We start from the raw sequence: 18,005 nt of genomic DNA, 5'->3' as shown, positions 1-18,005 counted from the left end.
CTCGTGCGCGGTGGGTCGCTCCCGACGCCTACGGTGTGGCCACTGTGGACACCGCGAACAGCGTGACGACCCGGTGGCGGCCCGCGCCCGCGCACCCCAGCCCGGTTCCGGTCGGCGACAAGACATGGCGTTCATTTTCCGATGGGAACCACCATTGTCCCGACCGGGTGGCGAGCAGGTGGTCGGACGAGGCGTCCGGCACCGACCGGGACCCGCTCCTTTCGCGTGGACTATCGCCGCCCGGCTACTCGGCGGCGGCCGCGGCCGTCCGCGGCCGGTGCACCGGGGCGGGCGGGTCGGTCGGCAGGTCGAGGAGGCGCAGGAGCGGGCCCGCCATGGCGGTGGTGACGATGGCCATCACCACCATGACCGAGTACAGGCGCTGGTCCAGCATCCCCAGTCGCAGCCCGACGGACAGGATGATCAGTTCGGTCAGGCCCCGGGTGTTCATCAGCACCCCGAGCCCGGCGGCCTCCCTGGTCGGCATGCCGTTGAGCCGCGCGGCGGCGAAGGCACCGCCCAGTTTCCCGGTGACGGCGGCCACGAGGACCAGCGCCAGCTCCAGCACGCCGGTGGCGCCGATGGCCGACAGGTCCACCTTGAGCCCCGCCACGATGAAGAACACCGGCAGCAACAACGTCCCGTTGAACAGGTCGATCCGCTCGACCACCGACTCGCGCAGCCTGCTGGTCCCCTCGTGCGGGACCACCACGCCGAACAGGAACGCGCCGAAGATGAAGTGCAGGCCGATCCACTCCGTGGCGGCGCCGGAGAGCAGCAGACCCGCGATCAGGATCGACAGGGCCACCGAGGTCGGCACGCGGTCGGTGAGCACCTTGCGCAGCAGTGGGCGGACCAGCCAGAGCATCACCACGAGGTAGGCCGGACCCCAGAGGAACAACCACTGTCCACCGCCGCCGGAAACCAGGACGACGACGGCGAGCAGGCACCAGGCGAGCAGGTCGCCCGCCGCGGCGCACACCAGGGCGATGCCGCCCACGGGGGTCCTCGACAGGCCGCGGTCGGCGAGGATCCGGGCCAGCACGGGGAACGCCGTCACCGACATCGCCGCGCCGATGAACAGGACGAACCCGAGCCGGTGCGGCGCCGTGTGGTTGCCCACGAGGTACAGGGCCAGCAGCGCGCCCAGCGCGAACGGCAGCGCGATCGAGGCGAGGGACACCGCGGTCGCGAGTTTCCCCTTGCCGCGCAACAGGGCGCGGTCCAGCTCGACGCCGATGCCGAACATGAACACCGCCACGCCCACGTTGGCCAGGGTGGACAGCAGTGGGCGGACGTCGGCGGGGAACAGCACGTCGGTCACGCCGGTGCCGAGCAGGCTCGGGCCGATCAGCACACCGGCCAGGATCTCGCCGATGACCGCGGGTTGCCCCAGGCGCCGGGCGAGGGCGCCGACCAGGCGGGCGAGCGCGACGACGACGGCCAGGTCCAAGAACAGGAAGACGGTCTGATGCGTGGTCATGATCTCCCCCAGGGATCTCTCCCCGGACACGATGGCAGACGCGGGTGCCCCGCGGTACGACGATGCCGTCGTACCGCGGGGTTTTCCGTGCGAACGTCAGGCGGGCGTCAGGACGACGGCGACTCCGCGGCGGCGCGGGCCGCCGGGTGCGTGTCGGCCAGCGGCGGCAGCGCGTACGCGTGCAGCCTGCCCGCCTGGATCACGACCCGGATCCACTCGTCGGAGTGGTCGCGGATCAGCAGCGACGCCCGGTGCTCGCGGGTCGCGGCCAACGCCCGGCGGTCCGCGGGTGGCATCGGGCTGAACTCCGACTCGCTGTGCCGGATCCAGGCCTGGGTGTCGGCCTTGATCCCGTCGGCGAGGTCGCGCAGCGCCTGCTCGTGGGTCACCCCCGACTCGCGGGCCCGCCAGTACCGCAGCACGCGGTGGGCGTGGCCGACCATGCCGGTGGTGACACCGCCGCTGGTGAGCACGTGCCCGTTGCCGAAGGAGTCGCCCGCGACCACGGCGTTGGCCGCGACCACCGCGTCCGAGCCGATCCGCTCCACGAGGCGGAACAGCTTTGGCCCGTAGGTGAGCTGGATCTTGGCCAGCTCGGCCTTGGGGATCTCCAGCAGGTGCGCGGTCTGCTCCAGGAAGAAGTCCCGCATCAGCAGCTGGTGGGCGGCGAAGTACTTCGCGGTGTCCTTGGCGGTGCCCTCCGGCACCAGCCCCGCGAGCACCGGGTCGAAGGTCTTGAACTCCGGCACCTCGATCAGCACCCAGCCGACCTCGGCGTCGTCCTCGTGCCCGATCGCGATCTGGCGCGTGGTGTAGGCGGTGCCGTTGCGGTCGAACTCGGTGGACACCCGCCTGCGCACCCGGCTGTCGATGAACACCTCGATCAGCCCGGCCAGGTAGTCCGCCTGCGCGGGCACCGGGCCGTTGCCGTCGCCGTGGTCGACGCGGACGTCGCGCTGGGTGAACCCGAGCCTGCGCGCGTCGGCGCCGGACTGGCCCTCGGCGATCACGATCAGACCGGGCACGCCCAGGTCGACGATCTCGGCGTTGTCCACCGCGACGCGGCGGAACTTGCCCTTGTGGTCGAGGCTGCGCACCATCTCCAGGCGCACCCGCAGCCTGCCGTCGGGCTGCCGCTCGAACCCGGTGGCGCCCTTGGCCGCGCGCCGCGGTTCGGTGAGCACGCGGTGGCTGGTGAACAGCCGCACGCGGGGCTCGCGGCCGGACGCGAGGTCCATGGCCTCCACGGCCTCCAGGTACCGGCGCAGGATCACCAGCACCTCCTCGGCGCCCGCGAGGAACGTCGGCCGGTCCGCCAGCACCTCGGCGAGGTCGCGGCCGAGCCGCGACGGGTCCGGGCCGGTGGGCGGCGTCATGCCGCCCAGGTCGGCGACGACCCGGTGCGGCCTGCCGTCGAGCCAGCGGTCGTCGACGTGCTCCTCGTGCAAGACCACGCCGCCGACGTGCGACTCCAGGTCGAACCCGCTGACCACCTCGTCGGCGGAGGCGTCGCCCGCCTCGGTCTCGGTGCTGTAGAGGCACTCCGCGAGCCGGAACAGGCTGCCGTCGCCGCGCTTGGGCACGCCGTCGGCGCCGTAGCGCTCCAGCATCAGCTGGTCGATGACGCCGAGGTGGTGGTAGATGTCGGCGTTGAGGTTCCAGTGCATGACCCCGTACGACGGGTCGCCGCGCAGCTCGACACCGACGGCCCGCTTGCCCTCCGCGACCGACCACAGCATGCCCATCATCCCGGTGCCGCCGAGCCCGAGGGCCAGGTAGTCCGGGTCGCGCACGCCCGCGAGGTTGTGGTCGTGCGCGTCGACCGCGGTGTCGTCCAGGGACTTCGGCGCCGTCTTCGGCACCGCGGGCTGCACGACGGTCATGCCCAGCACGGCGGCGACCAGCACGATCCCGGCCCCGACGAGGAACGCCAGCCGGTAGCCGGAGGTCAGCGCCTCCAGCGCGGGCACGCCGTCCGCCAGCGCGTCGCCGGTGCGCGCGCTGGACATCGCGGCCAGCACGGCCAGGCCGAGCGCGGGGCCCATCTGCTGGGTCGTGTTGACCAGACCGGAGCGCACACCCGCGTCGCTGGTGGTGGCGTCGGCCATGGCGACCGTGATCACGGCGGGGAAGCACAGACCCGCGCCGGTGCCGAGCAGCAGCATCACCGGCAGCACGTCCACCAGGTAGTCCCCGTCGACCGGGACCCTGGCGAACAGCGCCAGGCCCGCGACCATGAGGAGCATGCCCGGCACCAGCACGGCCTTGGCGTCGACCTTGTCCACCAGCTTCGGCGTGACCTTCAGCGACAGCGTCGCGATGGCCGCCGCGGCGGGCAGGAACGCCAGCCCGACCTCGGCGACGCTGAACCGCAGCACGTTCTGCATGTACAGCGCGCCGAGGAAGAAGACCCCGGCGAACCCGGCCACCATCAGCGTCTGCACCAGGTTCGCCCAGCCGACGTTGCGGGCGCGGAAGATGCCCAGGGGCACCAACGGGTCCCGGGCCCGCGCCTGGTGCGCGACGAAGCCGAGCACCAGCGCGGTGGACACCGCGCACAGCACGATCGTGCGCGTCGAGCCCCAGCCGGTCTCCCCGGCCTGCACGATCGTGTAGACCCACAGCGACAGGCCCAGGGTGATCAGCAGACCGCCCAGCACGTCCGAGGTCTGCGCGTCGGTGTCGGCGGTGTTCTCGTCGAGCAGCCGCAGCGCCGCGACGATGGTCGCCGCGCCGAGGGGCAGGTTGACGAAGAAGATCCAGTGCCAGTTGATCGCCTCGGTGAGCGCGGCACCGGCCAGCAGGCCGAGCGAGGCGCCCGCCGCGGCCACGAAGGAGTAGACGCCGACCGCGCGGGCCTGCTCCCTCGGGCGGGGGAACATCGTCACGATCATGCCGAGCACCACCGCCGAGGCGGCGGCCCCGCCGATGCCCTGCGCGGCCCGGGCCGCGATCAGCACGGCCTGGCTGTTCGCCAGCCCGCAGGCCAGCGACGCGACCGTGAACACGGCCAATCCGCTGATGAACAGGCGTTTGCGACCTAAGAGGTCACCGAGTCGACCCGCCAGCAGCAGCAACCCGCCGAAGGGGATCAGGTAGGCGTTGATCACCCACGCCAGGTCGGTCTGGGCGAACCCGAGGTCGGTCTGGATGGACGGCAGCGCGACGTTCACCACGGAACCGTCGAGGATGATCATCAGGGTGCCCGCGCAGAGCACGACGAGCGCCAACTGGCGCTCGCGCAGGCCGCGCAGCACGGGGACGGGCCGCAGCGCGGCCCCGGTCATCGCGTCCATCACGCCCCCGCGTTCAGCGCCGGGGCGGCCAGGTCCGCCTGGCCGTTGCCGGTGGTCATCCCGGCCTCGTCCGCCATCACGTCCGAGGACTCCCCGGCCACCTCCCCCGACCCGCGCAGCGCGGGGTGGACCTGGCTGAGCGGGGGCAGCGACAGCGCGTGCGTGCGGCCGCTGCGGATCACCAGGCGCCGCCAGTCCGACGGGTCGAGCGGCACCAGCGAGTGCCGGTGCCTGCGGGTGGCGTCGATCGTGTTCGCGCGGGCCTCGGTGGACTTGCCGCTGGCCGCGGAGATCCGCTCGATCCGCTCGGCGCCGAAGTTGATCGGCACGGCCTGGCTGAACTCCTGGGCGCTGACGTGCAGCCACCCGTCGGTGTCCGCCTTGATGCCGTCGGCCAACCCGCGCACCGCGGTCGGCTGGTCGGCGCCCGCCGCCCGGGCCTCCCAGTAGCGCAGCACCCGGGCGCCGTGGCCGACCATGCCGGTGATGGCGCCGCCGCTGGTCAGGAAGTGGCCGTTGCCGAAGGAGTCGCCCGCGACGACGCCGTTGGCCGCCACCAGCGCGTCCGCGCCGACCTGCTCGACCAGGCTGAACAGCTTGGGGCCGTAGGGGATCTGCACCGACTCCAGTTCCTCGCGCGGGATCTCCACGATGTGCGAGACCTGCTCGAGGTAGAAGTCGCGCAGCAGGTACTGGTACGCGGCGAAGTACTCCGGCGCCTTGCGGTCGGTGCCCGGGGGCACCAGTCCGGCCAGGATCGGGTCGAAGGTCTTGAAGTCGGGTACCTGCACCAGGATCCAGCCCACCTCGGGGTCGTCCTGGTGGCCCACGGCGATCTGCCGCACCCAGTACTCGTTGCCCTGCTTGTCGAACTCCGACGCGATGCGCCTGCGCAGCCGCCCGTCGACCAGGACCTCCATCAGCCCGGCCAGGTAGTCGGCCTGGGCCACCACGGGGCCGCGGCCGTCCTGGTGGTCCACCTTGACCTCCTCCTGGCGGAAGCCGAGGCGGGTGGCGTCGGTGCTGTCGAAGCCCTGCGCGATCATGAACAGCTCGGGCACGCCGAGGTCGAGCACCTCGGTGCCGGGCACCCGCACGCGGCGGAACTTGCCCTTGTAGTCCAGCTCGCGGATCTGCTCGATCCGCACGCCCATCCGGCCGTCGCGCTGCGGCGTGAAGCCCTCGTCGCGGCGCAGCCAGTTCAGGTAGCCGCCGTCGTCGTTCGGCGTCACCACGCGGTGGCTGGTGAACAACCGGACCCGGGGCCGCGCGCCGCGCTCGAGGTCCATCCGCTCGATCGCCTCGAGGTAGCGGCGCTGGAGGATGAGCACCTCGGAGGCGCCCGCCTGGAACGTGGAGGGTCCGTCGAGGACCTCCACCATCGGCCTGCCGATCTTGGACGGGTCGTGGTCGGTCGGCGGCAGCGCGGAGTCCACGACGGTCACCACGCGCTGCGGTCGGCCGTCGGCCCAGCGGTCGTCGATGAACTCGGTGTGGTGGATGATGCCGGACACGTGCGCGTCCTCGCCGATGTGCGAGTCGAGGAAGCCGGTGACGACCTCGTCCGCGGCGACCGCGCCCGCGGCGGTGTCGGGGTGGTAGAAGCACTCGGCGAGCAGGAACGGGGTGCCGTTGCCGCGCTTGGGCACGCCGTCGGCGCCGTAGCGCTCCAGCATCATCTGGTCGATCAGTCCGAAGTGGTGGTACAGGTCCTCGCGGATGTTCCAGTGCACGCCGAGCGACGGGTCGCCGCGCATCTCCACGCCGACCGCGCGCTTGCCCATGGCGACCGTCCACAGCATCGCCATCATGTTGGTGCCGCCCAGGCCGAGCGCGAGGAAGTCCGGGTCGCGGACCAGCGCGGCGTCGGCGGCGTCCGCGGCGGCGGAGTTGTCCACGGTGGTGCCGTCCAGGTCACCGGGCACCGGGGCGGCCGAACGGGCCAGCTGGACGAGGAAAGCCGCGATCAGGGCGGCGAAGGCGGTACAGGCCCCGATGAGCAGCGCGGTGCGGGCGGTGCCCGCTTGCACAAGACCCGCGGCCCCAAGAGCGACAGCAACGGAGGCGAGCGCCCCCAGTACCGCCTTGCGCGCGGGCGTGGCCCACGCGCGTCTCCAAGCAGGCCTTGCGGACTTGGCCATTGTGCACAGTCCTTCGCGTCAGGAACCGGTGACGAACGCGCCCGAGTGGACGCGCGGGGAGTCGAAAATGAGTCACCAACCGGTCGGCGGCAGGTGCCGTGAGAGGTCAACTCTCCGCGCTGCCAACAGGTGGGCGAAAACCACAGGTCACCTCCCCTACTCCGAGTATAGGCAGCGCTCCCCGACTGTCGCGTGTGTTTCGCGCAAACAACCCGACTGTTACACACGGGACGGCGTTGGTCCAAAAGGACGCAACCGCGCGGATTTCCGCCGAACGTCCTAACCGGTGCGGTCCAAGGAGAGCAGCGACACCGCCCCGGGTTTTCGCTATGTTGGGCCGCACCCGAGCGGCCTGGCGAAAAACCGGCGGTGACCATCGTCGACTGTCGAAATTGGCCTACCGGTTAACCGGGTAACGAATTCGCTTACCACCACGACGACCCCAAGACGATCCACCGGTGACAATCGGCCGCACGCCCCGGCCGCGATCCCCGGCAGCAGCGCGCGGCCCGACCGGCGACGGGTCGCGCGACCCGTCCGGCGACGGGCGCGGTGCCCGGGCGGTGTCCCGCCACGTCCCTCCGAGAGATTCGAGTAGGCGCATGACTGAAGCTCGCTTCGCGGAAAAGACCACGCCGTACCTGCTGGAACTGGCCGAGCGCAGCGACGCCGTCCGCAAGATGTACGTCTACGACCCGGCGCACGAGGACATCCCCGCCGACATCGAACGGGACCTGCTCAGCGAGAAGGCCAACACCGCCGTGCCCGGCGGGGTGCGCAAGTTCGACGGACGCCTGCTGGTACTGCTCTCGTACACCTGCGGCGCCAACTGCCGCTACTGCGAGCGGCAGGACCGGGTCGGCGTCGGCCTCGACCGCCTGGGGCGGTTGGGGACCGCGCAGATCGACACCATCGTCGACTACGTCAAGCAGGACGGCGAGCTGCACGACATCATCGCCAGCGGCGGCGACCCGCTGATCAACCCCAAGGGGTTGGAGTACCTGTTCACCTCGCTGGCCGAGGTCGAGCACGTCAAGGTCATGCGGATCCACACCAGGTTCCCGGTGCAGTCCCCGGGCCAGGTCAACCTCGACCTCATGCGCAAGCTGGCCACCTTGCGGCCGACGATGTACCTGAGCCTGCACATCTCCCACCCGGACGAGCTGACGCCCGAGGTGGAGGACCTGATCGCCCAGTTCCGCGCGATGGGCTACCTCCTCATCTGCCAGAGCGTGTTCCTCAAGGGCGTCAACGACGACGTCGAGGTCCTGTACCGCCTCTACACCAGGCTGTTCCAGCTGGGGGTGCGGCCGTACTACCTCTACCACTGCCAGCGCATCCCGACCACGGCCCGGTTCGAGATGGACCTGCGCGACGAGGTGGCGATCATGTCGCGGCTGCGCGAGCGGCTCGACGGCCTCGCCTTCCCGCAGCACGTCATCGACATGCCCGCCGCGCGCGGCAAGGTGCTGGTCCCGACGAACCACTGGGACTTCGACCTGGGGCACGTCACCGACTTCGACGGGCTGACCCTCAGCACGGAGACCTGGAAGGCGCGCGAGGACTGAGCGGTGGGCGGAAGGGGGAGCGGGGTGGGAGACCGGTGAGCGCGGAGAACCCGCACGAGAGCGGGATTCGGGACGGGGGTGTCCACATGAGCGGTGTCCACAAGGGCAAGGACGTCCGCACCGGCGCACATCCCCGCGAGGGCAAGGTGAACGGTGCTCACGTAGGTGCCGGGCGCGTGGGTGACGTGCACGTCGGCAACGTGGTCGAGTTCCACGACGCGATGCTGCCCGAAGGGGTACCGGACGACGTCCGCGCGGACGTCGCCGCCGGGGACCTGGGCTACGCCTGCCTGGCGCCGTTCCACTCCCCCGACCCCGGGTTGGTCCTGGTGCCGGAGTTCGACGGCGAACCGTGGTGGGAGCGCCAGGTGGCGCTGCTGGGGTGGGACCGGTTCGAGCCGGTCACCGTGCCGGGGCCGCTGGGGCCGGGGTTCGCCGCGCTGGGCGCGGACCCGGTGCTGTCCGCGCGGGTGCGCGCGGCGGTCGACGCGGGCGCGCGGCTCATCCCGTGGGGCGAGAGCGCGCCGTACCGGGAGTACGCGCGGGACCTGCCGGAAGCCGCCGCGGTGCGGTCCACCGACGCCGCGTTACCCGCGTTCGCCGAGTCCAAGGCCTCCAGCCCCGAGCTGTTCGCCAAGGCGCACAACGCGCTGGACTCCCCCGACGGGATCCACCTGACCGGGGAGCGGCTCTGCGAGTCCGAACCGGACCTGGTCGCGACCCTGGTCGACGCGGGCGCGCGCGGCCGGACCGTGGTCCTCAAGGCGCCGTTCGGCGTCGGCGGCTACGGCACGGCCGTGCTGTCCCCGCACCGGACGTCGACCCGCCGCGCGGTGCTCGAAACGCTGGCGCGCCTGCGCGAAGACGACACGTTCCACAACGGACTGCCCACGATCGTGCAGGACTACCAGTGGCGTTCCGACCTCCCATGGTCGGATGTCAGCGGCGACTGCACCATCGACCACCTGGGACGGGTGCGCCTGGAGGGCGTGACGGCCATGGCGATGAACGGCACCCAGTTCGCGGGCGGGGTCACCGACGACGGCGTGGTGATCGCGCCCGCGCGCTCGGCGTTGCTGTCCGCGTTCTGCGTCGCGGTCGGCGAGCAGCTCGCGCTGGTGGGCTACCGCGGGTGGTTCGACATCGACTTCCTCGTGCGGCCGACCGGTGAGCTGGTGCCGCTGGAGATCAACGCCCGGCGCACCGGCACCACCGCGCCGCTCAGCGTCCAGACCTGCCTGCGCGCGCGGCGCGGCCGGGACGTGACGGTCATCAGCCGGGACGTGATCGCGCTGCCGAGCCGCCACGCCTCCCGGCCCGCCTTCGCCCGCTTCGCCCGCGCGGTCGAGCTGGCCGGGCTGGCCGCGGACGTGGTGCCCACGCTCGTCGCGGGCACCGACGCGGCCCTGCCGCACCTGGGTGTCGTCGTGGCCGCCGACGACGCGGCCGACGCGGTGCGCAAGCTCGCGCACTGCGTGGACGCGCTGGTCACGGAGTTCCGGAGTTGACCGCGCCGGGAGCGCGGGACGTGGGTTTGACGAGTCGACAGGAGAACCGATGAGCCGACTGGCACTGCACGGCGGACCCCGGGTCCGCGCGGACAAGCGCTGGGCGCGCTGGCCCCAGTACGACACCGCGACCGAGCAGGAGGTGGTCGCCGCGCTGCGCTCGGGCCGCTGGGCGATCAGCTGGCCAAGCGACGGCACCACGGCCCGCGAGCGGCGCTTCGCCGAGGACTGGGCCCGCTACAACGACGTCCCCCACTGCGTCAGCGTCGACCACGGCTCCAGCGCGCTGCTGGTGGCGTTGGAGGCGCTGGACATCGGGCCCGGCGACGAGGTCATCGTGCCCACCATGACCTGGGTCGCGCCGGTGACCGCGGTGCTGCGCGTCGGCGCGCTGCCGGTGCTGGCCGACGTCGACCCGGTGACCGGGTGCGTCACGCCGGAGACCATCGCCGCCTGCCGGTCCGGGCGCACGAAGGCGATCATCGTCGTGCACCTCGGCGCGACCGTCGCCGACCTGGACGGGATCCTCGCGGTGGCCGGTGACGTCCCGGTCGTCGAGGACTGCGCCCAGGCGCACGGCGCGCGCTGGCGGGGCCGCAACGTCGGCACGTACGGCGCGCTCGGGGTGTTCAGCTTCCAGAACGGCAAGGTGCTGGCCGCGGGCGAGGGCGGCGCCGTGATCACCTCGGACCCGGTGCTGTACCGGCGGGCCCAGCAGCTGCGCGCCGACTCCCGCCGCTACCCCGACCACCCGGTGCCCGAGGGCACGATGGAGCTGGTCGAGGACGGCGAGGTCATGGGCGCCAACTACTGCATGTCGGAGCTGTCGGCGGCGGTGCTGCTCGACCAGCTGCCGCGGTTGGACACCCAGCACCTGCACCGGGAGAAGATCGCGGGCGAGTTGGAGCGCGGCCTGGCCGAGCTCGGCGGGTTCGGCCCGATCCCGGTGCCCGAGGAGGTCGACCGGCGGTCCATCTACGAGTACGGCATCAGCTACGCCGAGGACGCCTTCGGCGGCGCGCCCGCCGAGAAGGTCGCCGAGGCGATCACCGCCGAGCTGGGCTTCGCGGTCTACCCGCCGGACCCTCCGCTCAACGACAGCGTGATGCTGCGGCCGTTCACCAAGCGCCGCTTCGCGCAGATCTGGTCCGAGGAGGGGCAGCGGCGGGCGATCGGCCGGGAGTTCCCCGGCGCGGAGCGGTTCCGGCGGTCCGCGCTGCTGTTCCACCACGGCGTGCTGCTGGGCGACAGCGCCGACGCGGCCGACATCGTGGCCGCGGTCGCCAAGGTCCGCGACCACGCCCACGAGCTGTGAGCGGGCGCGGCGGTGACCCCGCCGACCTGCACGTGCTGCGGCTGACGCCGTACTACTACCTGGCCGATCGGCGGCTGGACCACCGCGAGCTGCAGTACGAGCCGATCGGTGGCATGCAGGTGCAGATCATGCAGACCACCGAGCAGGTCAGCGAACTCGGGGCACGGCAGACCGTGGTGTTCCCCAGGCGGCCGGGGATGCCGCGCTCGGTCGAGGTCGACCCGCGCACCCGGTTCGAGTTGCTGCGCCTGCCGATCGCGCCGATCCCGACCCGGGCCAAGGGGTACGCGGGGCTGCTGGTGTCGTGGGGCCTGGCGCTCACCGTGTGGTGCCTGCGGCAGCGGGTCCGGCGCGCGCACCGGCGCTTCTCCGTCATCCACGTGCACTGCAGCGAACTGCCGTGGACGTTCCTGTTCGCGGTGGTCGCCAAGGCGGTGCTGGGCAGACCGCTGGTGATCACCACGCATTGCAGCGCGATCGCCACCTTCCACCCGGAGAACCTCGTCGGCAGGCTGCTCATCGGCCCGGCAAGGCTGTTCGAGCGGTGGGCTGTGCGCCGGGCGGACGCCGTCGTCGTGCTGACCGAACGGGTTCGCCGGGTGTACACCGAGTCCGGGCTGACCACGGCGGACCGCGTGCACGTGGTGCCGGACGGGGTGCGGCTGGACCTGTTCACCCCCGAGCTGACCACCGCCGCGCCCGCGCCCGCCGAGGTGCCCACGGTGCTCTACTGTGGACGGTTCGCCCCGGAGAAGGGGTGGGCCGACTTCGTGGCCGCGGCCGAGGTGCTGGTCCGGGAGGGCGCGTCCGCGCGGTTCCTGATGTGCGGCGACGGCAACGAGCTGCGGTACTGCCGGGCGGAACTGGCCAGGATGGGCATCACCGAGCACGTGGAGCTGTGCGGCCACCTCGACCGGACCGCCGTGGCCGCCGCGATCGGCGCGGCGGATGTCGTGGTCATCCCCTCACGGCACGAGGAACTGGGCGGCACCGTGCTGGAGGCGCTGACCGCCCGGCGCGCCGTGGTGGTCACCGACGTCGGTGGACTGCCGGAGGTGGTCGGGCACGGCGAGGCCGGGCTGGTCGTACCGCCGTGCGACCCGCAGGCGTTGGCCGCGGCGGTGCGCAAACTGCTGGAAGCGCCGGAACTGCGAGCCGACTTCGGCGCCGCGGGCGCCCGGCGGGCGGCGGGTTTCGCGCTCGACGCGGTCACCCGCCGCCTCACCGGGGTCTACTCCGGGATCGTCCCCGCGGCGGTCTCCTCGTGAAGCAGCAGCGTGGCGACGCGGTGGGCCAGGGCCTGGATGGTCAGGGCCGGGTTCACCGCGCCGGGGTACGGCATCAGCGCGCCGTCCGCCACGCGCACGTTCACCACGCCGTGCACCCGCCCCTGGGGGTCGCACACCGAGGTCGCGGGATCCGTCCCCATCCGGCAGGTGCCGTGCAGGTGCCCGCTGCCCAGGGAGAAGTCCATGGGCTCCGGGTCCACCCGCGCGGCGCCCGCGCGGGTCAGCACCTCGGTGGCGCGATCGCGCAGGTAGTCCAGCCGCTTGAGGTCCAGGGGGTGCGGCCGGTAGTCCAACACCAGTCGTGGCAGACCATACGCGTCCACTGTGGACCAATCCAGGGTGACCCGGTTCTCCGCCACGGGTTGGTCGGCGACCAGGCACTCCAGCCGCAGCACCCGCCGGTCGGCGATGTCCGCCGGGTCGAGCGGTCCGGTTTCCAGCACCAGCCCGCCGAGGCCGGATGGGCAGTGCTGGTCGAGGTAGTTGTCGGTGAACGCGACGGTGACGTACCGCCCACCCTTCGGGGCCGGGATCTCGTCGAGGTCGTGGTCGAGGTGGGCGGTCAGGTTCTGCCCCACCTTCATGCACAACCCGCGCCCCACCACGCCGCGGCCGTTGCCGAGCCCGTCCGGCGAGTGCGCCGAGCGGGAACGCAGCAGCAGCGCGGCGGACTGGATGGCATTGGCGGCGACTACGAAGTGCCTGGCGCGCACCAGTTCCCGCGCGCCGGTGGCCACGTCGAGGCACTCGACCGCCGCCACCCGGCCCGGCCGGTCCTCGACCAACCGCACCGCCTTGCACCCGGTGCGGACCTCGATGCGGTCGGCCAGCGGCGCGAGCAGGCGGTGGTGGACATCGCCCTTGGCGCCGCTCGGGCAGGCGAAGTCGGTGCAGGTGGTCAGGTCCGCGCAGGCGGGTGCCCCGGCGAACGGCGCGGACGCCACGGCCAAGGGCATGGGGAACGGGGTACGACCCAGGGCCCGACCGGCCGCCACGAGCGCGGCGCCGCGGGCGCTGGGCCGGTGCGGGGGCAGCAGGTCCAGCGGCGGGGACGGGCGGGTCGGGTCGAGCCCGCCGTCGGAGGTCACGCCGAGGCGGCGCTCCACCCAGTCGTAGTGCGGCCGCAGGTCGTCGTAGCCGAAGGGCCACGCGGGCGGCAGCGCCTCCGCGGCGCAGTGCGCGGTCGCGTCGAAGTCGACCCGCCGCAGCCGCAGCGACACCCCGGCGTAGAACCGGGTGCCGCCACCGACGCAGCAGGCCGTCCACGGGTAGCCCTCCTCGGTCCACCCGCCGTCGAGGTCGCGCGCCCTGGCCGTCTCGTAGCCGGGGATCAGGTCGTGCAGGTGCGTGCCGGGTGGGACGTGCTCGCCCTGTTCCAGGACCAGCACGTCCCACCCGGCCTCGGCCAGCACGGCGGCGGCGACCGCGCCCGCGGCGCCGCTGCCGATCACGCAGACGTCGCGCACCGGCTACTCCGCGACCAGTGCGGGTTCGTCGGCCAGCTCGTCCAGGCTCGACCGCAGCACGGCGATCGCGGTGGCGCACACGGACTCGAAGACCGGGTCCGTGTCGTCGACGCTCAGCGCGAACACGCAGCGGCCGTCCACCTTGCCGGGCAGTTGCCTGCTGCCGTGGGCGACCCCGGTGTAGAGGCTGACCGCGGCGGCGAGCGCGTCGCCGGTGAAGGTGCACAGACCGTCCGGGCGGGCCTTGTCACCGAGGTGCTGCATGGCGTCGTAGCAGCCGTCGCGGTGCACGTGCACCAGGTTCCCGTCGAGCACCTCGGGCACCGCCGGGACCTCGAGGCCGCCGTCCGGTCCGAACAGGTCGGTGCTGTGCGCGAGCAGCCGCTCCAGGCCCTCGGCCAGCGAGACCGGTCCGCGGGCGCGGCGTTCGGCGCCCTCCAGCAGGTAGTCGGGCCACTGCGCCATGGCCTGGGTGCTCACCCACGCCCAGTACAGCTCGGCGGGTGGGAGCCGGTCGGAGCCGATGGCGAAGTTGAACTGGTCGTAGAGCGCCGGTTCGGTCTCGTGCCGGATGAGCCCGGCGTCCAGGCACTGCTGGAAGTCCGGGGACCCGGGGATCGGGTAGAACGGGTTGGTCCAGAACCGGACGCCTGCCAGCACCAGGTTCACCGAGTCCTTCACCAGCTCCTCGGTGGACTGCCCGAGCAGCCCGACGATCAGCGACGCGCCGACGTCCACCCCGTGCCGGGTGAACAGGGCCGCGCCGTCGCGGACCTTGGCCAGCGAGGTGAAGCCCTTGCGGATCTTGCGCAGCCGGGCCATGTCGGTGGTCTCCAGCCCGAGGAACAGCGACCGGAAGCCCGCGCCCGCCATGTCCTCGACCAGCTCCTCGCTGAGCTTGACCACGGTCATGCCGTTGGGCAGGTGCAGCTCGACGTCGAGCCCCCTGGCGCGGATCGCCCGGCAGATCTCCCGCACCCGGTCGATGTCGAAGGTGAAATTGTCGTCCTCGATGAAAAACCGCCGGATACCGTGTTCCGTGACGTAGTGTTCTACTTCGTCGACGACTTTTTCTGACGCCCGCGATCGGAATTTTTTGCCGACGGTCGCGTGCACCGTGCAAAAGGAGCACGAAAAGGGGCAACCACGACTGGTGATGAGCGTCGCGGTCGCGTCGTAGGAACTCATGTCGAGCAGGTTCACGGCGGGTGGCGCGATGCTGTCCAGGTCGTCGAGGAACGTCGCCCTGGGCCGCAGGTGCACGCGCGCGGGACCGGTGCAGTCGCACAGCCCGGGCTTGCAGCGGAACGCCACGCCGGGTTGGTCGGTGAGCCCCGAGCCGGTGTGCAGCGCGCGCACGATGGCCGAGACGTTCGCCTCGGCCTCACCGAGCACCAGGGCGTCGAAGGCCGTCTCGGTGAGGGCGTGGTGGTGTGCCACGGTGGGGTGCTGGCCACCCAGGATGATCTTGGCGTCGGGCAGGATCTCCCTGGTCAGACGGGCGAGTTGGTAGGCGGGTTCGTAGTACGGGGTGAACATGCAGGACACCCCGACGACGTCGAACTCCCCCGCGCGCAGCGTCTGCTCGACGCGCTCCCAGGTGGCGCCCCAGTGCACGAGGTGCCGCCAGCGCGGGTGCGCGGCGATCTTGGCGCGGTCGGCGTCGGTGTAGTCCGCCGGGTCGACGACGTGGTTGTCGTCGGTCCAGGCGAGCGAGTCGAAGATCTCGACGTGCATGCCGTCGGCGCGCAGCTGTGCGGCCAGGTAGGCCAACCCGATCGGCATGTGCCGACCGATCTCGACCATGCACGACCGAATTGGTGGTTTGATGAGAAGAACTCGTGTGGCACCGGGTGCCTGGACCGACTTCAATCGGACCCCCCTCTGCGGAATCCTTGATCTGGCGCTGCTCCGCGTGGTTTATTAGACGCATCCCGGAAAGCGGTGTCAAGGGTGGCGTCAGGGCAAGGCGGGAACCAGGAGTGCGCTACGCCCCATTCGGAGGAATCACAATGATCCGTTTATCCATCGAGCCCACCACACCGCCGCTGCCCGCGGCCCCGCGCTACGCGACGGTGTTCGTCAACTGGGCCTGCAACCTCACCTGCCGCGAGTGCTGGCTCTACGGCGACTCGTCGAGCGAGAACACCTGGCTGGAGGAGGTCAAGCGCGAGCAGATCAGCCTGGAGATGTGGACGGCGCTGGTCGACGAGCTGGCCGCGCACAACGAGCACCCCGGCATCTCCATGATGGGCGGCGAGCCGCTCATGCACCCGTTGGTGCTGGACCTGGTGCGGGAGGCCAAGACCAGGGCGCCGGGGTGCCAGCTGGACATGAGCACGAACGGCACCCTGCTCCCCCGCTACGCCGAGGGGCTGGTCGAGGGCGGCATCGACATCGTCTACGTGTCCCTGGACGGCCCGACCCCGGAGATCAACAACCCGATCCGCGGCCGGAAGTCCTTCGAGCGCGTGGTCACCGGCATCCGCGCGCTGCAGGACGCCTGCGCCAAGGCCGGGCGCGGGCCGCGCATCGCGCTGAACTTCACCCTCACCGGGATGAACTACACCTCGCTGCCCGGCATGGTCCGGCTGGCCGAGGAGCTGGACATCCCGCAGGTGACCGTCGACCTCGCGATGTACTTCACCCGCGAGGAGGGCAAGGCCTCGCGCGCCGGGTTCGAGGGGGTGACCGGCAGGCCGTTCCTGTCCTGGACCGGCTACTGCAACGAGCACCAGCACGCCGACGTGGACCAGGCCGTGCTGCTGTCGGTGCTGGAGGAGGCGAAGTCCTGTTCGGACACCGTCGAGGTGCTCGTGGCGCCGGTGCGCTACAACTCCCAGGAGCAGAGCACCTACTTCACCGACCAGTGGCGCGAGGTGGTGCACGAGACCACCTGCCCCAAGCTGTGGGCGCAGACCACGGTGCTGCCCAACGGGGACGTGCTCAGCTGCACGCCCTTCGCCGACACGGTCATGGGCTCGGTCCGCGGGCAGAGCCTGGCCGAGGTGTGGGGCAACGACGTGTACGGCCGGATGCGGGAGCTGATCCGCGAGAAGCTCGAGCCCATCTGCTACCGCTGCTGCGAACTCAGCCTCGACATCGAGGTCGACCCGGCGCTGTTCGCCAAGACCGCCCAGCCGGGCGAGACACCCTGATCACCGAGGTCGAGTCGGAAGGACACGCATGACCCGCTTCGCCCACCAGGTCGAGAACGCCACCTACGGCGACATCGACCGGGCCAGGAAGATCTACGGAGAGGCCTTCCGGCTCACCTTCGAGTACGTCTACGGCAGCCACATCCCGGGCGCGGTGGCCGAGTTCGGCTGCTTCGAGGGGTTCAGCACGCTGCTGCTGGCCGACCTCGTCGCCGAGTTCCGCGCGGAGACCGAGTTCTACGCCGAGACGTTCCCGCGCCACGTGTACGTCTACGACTCGTTCCAGGGCTTCCCGACCAGTGAGGGCAACCCGGTCGACTCGATCTCCTACGAGGTCGCCGACAGCGGCTACTGGCGCGAGCACGAGGACGCGTCACCGCCGGGGACCGAGCAGATGCTGCGCGAGGAGTTCACCCGCAGGCTCGGCGCTTCGGGGTGGACGATCGTGCCCGGCCTGTTCTCCGACTCGCTGCCCGCGCACCCGATCACCGAGCCGGTGGCCATCGCGAACCTCGACTGCGACCTGTACTCGTCCACCGTGGAGGTGCTGGACCACCTCCTCGGGCAGCGGCTGCTGCCCGATGGGGCGGTGTTGCTGATGGACGACTACAACTGCAACCGCGCCAACCCCAGGTTCGGCATGCGCCGCGCGATGCGGGAGTGCTTCGCCCGCACCGACGGCTTCTACGAGTACAGCGAGTTCCTGCGCTACGGCTGGCACGGCCGCGCGTTCTTCGCGCACCGGCTGGGCGACAGCCCCAACCCGGACGCCGGGTGACCG

11 protein-coding genes are annotated in these 18,005 nt (G+C 71.7%); 6 read left to right on the top strand and 5 right to left on the bottom strand.

Features of this window, described 5'->3' with window-relative positions:
• Positions 1–244 precede the first annotated feature (244 nt).
• The 3 genes from CLV40_RS25155 to CLV40_RS25145 form a co-directional block, all read right to left on the bottom strand.
• Positions 245–1,483, bottom strand: coding sequence for a cation:proton antiporter domain-containing protein (locus CLV40_RS25155; protein ID WP_104481455.1), 1,239 nt, complete (start codon positions 1,481–1,483; stop codon positions 245–247).
• Positions 1,484–1,590: 107 nt separating this feature from the next.
• Positions 1,591–4,779, bottom strand: coding sequence for an MFS transporter (locus tag CLV40_RS40620; RefSeq protein WP_342752302.1), 3,189 nt, complete (start codon positions 4,777–4,779; stop codon positions 1,591–1,593).
• A complete protein-coding gene (locus CLV40_RS25145; protein ID WP_181043724.1) occupies positions 4,779–6,920 on the bottom strand; it encodes an FHA domain-containing protein in 2,142 nt (713 codons plus the stop codon). The genes CLV40_RS40620 and CLV40_RS25145 overlap by 1 nt, the downstream gene beginning before the upstream one ends.
• Before the next feature lie 602 nt (positions 6,921–7,522).
• Here CLV40_RS25145 and CLV40_RS25140 point away from each other — a divergent pair.
• The 4 genes from CLV40_RS25140 (at position 7,523) to CLV40_RS25125 (ending at position 12,579) form a co-directional block, all read left to right on the top strand.
• Positions 7,523–8,488: a KamA family radical SAM protein gene (locus CLV40_RS25140; RefSeq protein ID WP_104481454.1), complete on the top strand. Its 966-nt coding sequence runs from the start codon at positions 7,523–7,525 to the stop codon at positions 8,486–8,488.
• 86 nt (positions 8,489–8,574) lie between these two features.
• A complete protein-coding gene (locus CLV40_RS38320; RefSeq protein WP_104481453.1) occupies positions 8,575–9,996 on the top strand; it encodes an ATP-grasp domain-containing protein in 1,422 nt (473 codons plus the stop codon).
• Between the two features lie 49 nt (positions 9,997–10,045).
• The gene (locus CLV40_RS25130) at positions 10,046–11,311 is read left to right on the top strand and encodes a DegT/DnrJ/EryC1/StrS aminotransferase family protein (RefSeq protein ID WP_104481452.1); all 1,266 of its coding nucleotides are present in this window, start codon (positions 10,046–10,048) and stop codon (positions 11,309–11,311) included.
• Entirely contained in the window at positions 11,308–12,579 is a 1,272-nt protein-coding gene (locus CLV40_RS25125) for a glycosyltransferase family 4 protein (RefSeq protein WP_104481451.1), read from the top strand. The genes CLV40_RS25130 and CLV40_RS25125 overlap by 4 nt, the downstream gene beginning before the upstream one ends.
• Here the strand turns inward: CLV40_RS25125 and CLV40_RS25120 are convergent.
• Together CLV40_RS25120 and CLV40_RS25115 are read right to left on the bottom strand one after the other, a co-directional pair.
• Entirely contained in the window at positions 12,543–14,066 is a 1,524-nt protein-coding gene (locus tag CLV40_RS25120) for an FAD-dependent oxidoreductase (protein WP_104481450.1), read from the bottom strand. The two genes, CLV40_RS25125 and CLV40_RS25120, sit on opposite strands and share 37 nt — an antisense overlap.
• A gap of 3 nt (positions 14,067–14,069) precedes the next feature.
• Entirely contained in the window at positions 14,070–15,872 is a 1,803-nt protein-coding gene (locus CLV40_RS25115) for a B12-binding domain-containing radical SAM protein (RefSeq protein ID WP_104481449.1), read from the bottom strand.
• 206 nt (positions 15,873–16,078) lie between these two features.
• Here CLV40_RS25115 and CLV40_RS25110 point away from each other — a divergent pair, with 206 nt between their 5' ends.
• Together CLV40_RS25110 and CLV40_RS25105 are read left to right on the top strand one after the other, a co-directional pair.
• On the top strand, positions 16,079–17,224 hold the full coding sequence (locus CLV40_RS25110) for a radical SAM protein (RefSeq protein ID WP_104481448.1): 1,146 nt from the start codon (positions 16,079–16,081) through the stop codon (positions 17,222–17,224).
• A gap of 28 nt (positions 17,225–17,252) precedes the next feature.
• A complete protein-coding gene (locus tag CLV40_RS25105; protein ID WP_104481447.1) occupies positions 17,253–18,002 on the top strand; it encodes a TylF/MycF/NovP-related O-methyltransferase in 750 nt (249 codons plus the stop codon).
• The last annotated feature ends 3 nt before the right edge of the window (positions 18,003–18,005 follow it).

The sequence above is a fragment of the Actinokineospora auranticolor genome (assembly GCF_002934265.1).
GTDB lineage: Bacteria > Actinomycetota > Actinomycetes > Mycobacteriales > Pseudonocardiaceae > Actinokineospora > Actinokineospora auranticolor.
The sequence above is the reverse complement of the archived record's forward strand: the minus strand, read 5'-3'. Positions and strand labels throughout refer to the sequence as shown.